2 protein-coding genes are annotated in these 1,628 nt (G+C 63.2%); both read left to right on the top strand.

What is annotated here, in order from left to right; genetic code table 11:
* Positions 1-2: 2 nt before the first annotated feature.
* Positions 3-1,109 (top strand): iron-containing alcohol dehydrogenase, encoded by a 1,107-nt coding sequence (locus ABI213_RS20865; RefSeq protein ID WP_348028498.1) that lies wholly within the window; start codon positions 3-5, stop codon positions 1,107-1,109.
* A gap of 128 nt (positions 1,110-1,237) precedes the next feature.
* Positions 1,238-1,378 carry a hypothetical protein gene (locus tag ABI213_RS20860; protein WP_315183402.1) on the top strand — a complete coding sequence of 47 codons (141 nt, stop codon included), beginning with the start codon at positions 1,238-1,240 and terminating at the stop codon, positions 1,376-1,378.
* The last annotated feature ends 250 nt before the right edge of the window (positions 1,379-1,628 follow it).

The raw sequence follows: 1,628 nt of genomic DNA, 5'->3' as shown, positions 1-1,628 counted from the left end.
GTATCGCCGACCTCGCCACGCTGGTGCCCGCTGCCGCCAAGGTGCTGATACTGGTGGGCGGCTCCAGCGCCGAGAAAACCGGCACCCTGGCCGAAGTGCGCCAGGCCCTGGGCAGCCGTGCCCACGCCACCTTCACCGGCATCGAGCCCAACCCCAGCTTCGACACCGCCATGCAGGCCGTACAGCAGGTGCGCGAGGGTGGTTTTGACTTTTTGCTGGCAGTGGGCGGCGGCTCGGTAATTGACGCGGCCAAATTCATTGCGGCCGCCGCGCTGTTTGAAGGCGATGCCTGGGACATTCTGCTTAAGGGTGGTGCCAACATCCGCCGCGCCCTGCCCTTTGGCACGGTGCTAACCCTGCCCGCCACCGGCTCCGAAATGAACAAGGGCGGCGTGATCACCCGGCGCGACATCGGTGCCAAGCTGCCCTTTCGCAGCCTGCACGTGTACCCGCAGTTTTCGGTACTGGACCCCACCAAAACCTACACCCTCCCCCCGCAGCAACTGGCCAACGGCGTGGTGGACGCGTTTGTGCACACGGTGGAGCAGTACCTGACCTACCCGGTCAACGCACCGCTGCAAGACCGCTTTGCCGAAGGCATTCTGCAAACCCTGGTGGACGTGGGCCCGCGCCTGCTGGCGGCCACCGAGCCGGTGTACGAAGACCGTGCAAACCTGGTCTGGGCCGCCACCCTGGCGCTGAACGGGCTGATTGGCTCGGGCGTGCCGCAAGACTGGTCCACCCACATGATCGGCCACGAGCTCACCGCCCTGCACAACATCGACCATGCCCGCACCCTGGCCATCGTGCTGCCCGCCATGCTGGAAGAGCGCCGGGTGCAAAAACATGCCAAGTTACTGCAGTACGGCGACCGCGTCTGGGGTATCCGCACGGGTACCGACGAGGAGCGCATCACCGCCACCATCGCCGCCACCCGCGACTTCTTCGAGCGCATGGGCATCCCCACCCGGCTGGCAGCCTACGGACTGGGCGCAGAGTCCATTGACGTGCTGATCGACCAACTCACCGACCACGGCATGACACGTCTGAGCGAACACGGCGATGTCACCCCCGAAGTCAGCCGCCGCGTGCTGCAAGCCGCCCTTTGAGGGGTTGCGGCGTTGACGGAAAGTGAGCGTAAAAAGAGCCTATAAACTTTGCACCACCCAAGCGAAAAACCGGCTTTGAACTGATAAGCTCAAGGCCATAGAAACCTCTTAATCGACTGGAGAAAATCATGGCCAAAGGCGAACAAAAAACCAACAAGGAAGCAAAGAAGCCCAAGAAGGACACTTCGCCGCCCAAGCCCATTTCTACCGACGCAGTGCGCCCCACCATCACCACCGTGGTGCCGGTACGCGGCAAGTTGAAGAAATAAGCGCTACCCCCCAAAAAGCCGCATCCGATGCGGCTTTTTTGTGCCTATCAACATCAGGTCCAGAAACGCCAGCCGCCATAACACCCAGCCAAACGGCTGCTGCCGCGCGCACCAGCGCGATGCTGCCCATCTGGCCCATCTGGCCAACCACGGCCACCACCGGGCCGGAAAAGCCGACACCGGCACCCTCCCAGTGGCTCATCAGGTAGCCCACGGGCGCCAGTATCTGCACCTATTGGGCGGTCCCCAT

Source organism: Rhodoferax sp., assembly GCF_039922535.1.
Lineage (GTDB): Bacteria > Pseudomonadota > Gammaproteobacteria > Burkholderiales > Burkholderiaceae_C > Rhodoferax_B.
This window is presented reverse-complemented; position numbering and strand designations above follow the sequence as displayed.